1 protein-coding gene is annotated in these 2,075 nt (G+C 67.3%); it reads left to right on the top strand.

Annotated elements, in window-relative coordinates; genetic code table 11:
- Positions 1 to 2,075 (top strand): LAGLIDADG family homing endonuclease (locus AC1DU6_RS28845; RefSeq protein WP_477861346.1); only part of this gene is annotated, 2,075 nt, incomplete at both ends.

Genomic DNA, 2,075 nt, shown 5'->3' with positions numbered 1-2,075 from the left:
CGCTGTTCCAGACCGACGGCACGGTCWATGTGTCTTCGTTCAGCCAGAGCTGCTCGGTGCGGCTGTCGTCCATTCATCGGCGCCTGCTGCAGGACGTGCAGGTGCTGCTCGCCAACTTCGGCRTGTTCTCACGCATCCACGAGCGGCGCCAAGGCGGCGCGCGCAGCCTGCCGGATGGCCACGGTGGCCGACGCGACTATCTCTGCCAGACGCTGCATGAGCTGATCGTCGATGGCGAGTCGCGCGAAGTCTTCATGCGCGAAGTCGGCTTCCTGCTACCAACCAAGCGAGAGAAGTACGAGGCCTGGGTTGAAGGCAAGGCGCTGCTGAAGACCCAGCGCTTCGCCGCGAAGATCACATCCATCGAGGCTGCCGGCATCGAGCCCGTCTACGACACGACGCAAGCCGACGGCAACACGGTCATCTTCAATGGCCTGGTGACCGGGCAATGCGCCGAACAACCGCTTCCGCCCTACGGCTGCTGCTGCCTCGGCTCCATCGACCTGACGCGCTTTGTGCGCGACCCCTTCAGCGCCAGGCCGGTGTTCGACGAGGCCGGCTTTGCCGAGGTCGTGGCCGTGGCCACGCGCATGTTGGACAACGTGCTCGACGTGACGCCGTGGCCGCTGCCCGCACAGGCGCAGGAGGCGTCCAACAAGCGCCGTGTCGGCCTGGGTTTCACGGGCCTGGGCGATGCCCTCGTCATGCTGAACCTGCGCTACGACACGCAAGAAGCGCGCGACATGGCCAGTCATATCAGCGAGCTCATGCGCGACGCGTCCTATTCGGCGTCGAGTGATATCGCCGCCGAGCGTGGCAGCTTCCCGCTGTTCAATGCCGACCTCTACCTGTCCGGCGGCAGCTTCGCATCACGCCTGCCACAGGGGCTGAAGGACAAGATCCGCAACCAGGGCCTGCGCAACTCCCACCTGCTGTCCATCGCGCCCACCGGCACCATCAGCCTGGCCTTCGCCGACAACGCCAGCAACGGCATCGAGCCGGCCTTCTCCTGGACCTACACGCGCAAGAAGCGCCTGCCGCAGACGGAGGGTGGCGGCTTCAAGGAATACGCCGTCGAGGACCATGCCTGGCGCTTGTATAGGCATCTGTTCGGTGCCGATGCGCCACTGAGCGAAGCCTTCGTCACCGCGCTGGAGCTGAGCGCGGCCGACCACGCATCGATGGTCGCGGCCGTCGCGCCCTATATCGACACGTCGATCAGCAAGACGGTCAATGTGCCGGCCGACTATCCGTACGAGGACTTCCAGAACCTCTACATCCAGGCCTGGCAAACCAAGCTCAAGGGCCTGGCCACCTATCGGCCCAACAGCGTGCTGGGTTCGGTGCTGTCGGTCACGCCCGAGGTCAAGCAACCGGAGCCATTGCGAGCCGACGTCGGCGGCGCCAACCAGCGCTTGCGCGTGGAGCGCCTGCCCAATGCGGTGGTGGCCTCGCTGCGCTGGCCCAGCCGCCCCGACATGCCCGGCGGCAACCCGGCCTGGAGCTATCTGATCCAGCACCCGCACGGCGACTTCGCCCTCTTCATCGGCGAGCTGCCGCTGGAGGGGCCTGACGCCGGCCTGTTCGGGCGCAACCTGCCTTTCGAAGTCTGGGTCAACGGCGCCGAGCAGCCGCGTGGCCTGTCGGCTCTGGCCAAGACGCTGTCCATGGACCTGCGCACCAACGACGCCGCCTGGCTGCGCCTCAAGCTCGATGCGCTCGCGACAGTCGCCGAGGAGCGCGCCTTCGAGATGCCCATGCCGCCCAGCGGCGAGAAGCGCCTCTTCCCCGGCGTCGTYGCCGCAACGGCGGCCGTCATCCGCTGGCGCTGCGAGCAACTCGGCGCGCTGGCCGAAGGCGGCGCCACGCCCGTGGTCGACGCCATGTTCAGCCGCAACGAGCCGCGCACCGGCGTGTCCGGCACGCTGGCGTGGGCGGTGGACGTGGACAACCCAGCCACCAACGAGCAGTTCACGCTGACGCTGAAGGAAGTGGTGCTGCCCACGCCCGAAGGCGGCAGCGTCATGCGGCCGTGCGCGATGGGCTTCTCGGGCAATTACCCCAAGGCCCTGGAC

It is taken from the genome of Roseateles sp. P5_B10 (assembly GCF_056400485.1).
The sequence above is the reverse complement of the archived record's forward strand: the minus strand, read 5'-3'. Positions and strand labels throughout refer to the sequence as shown.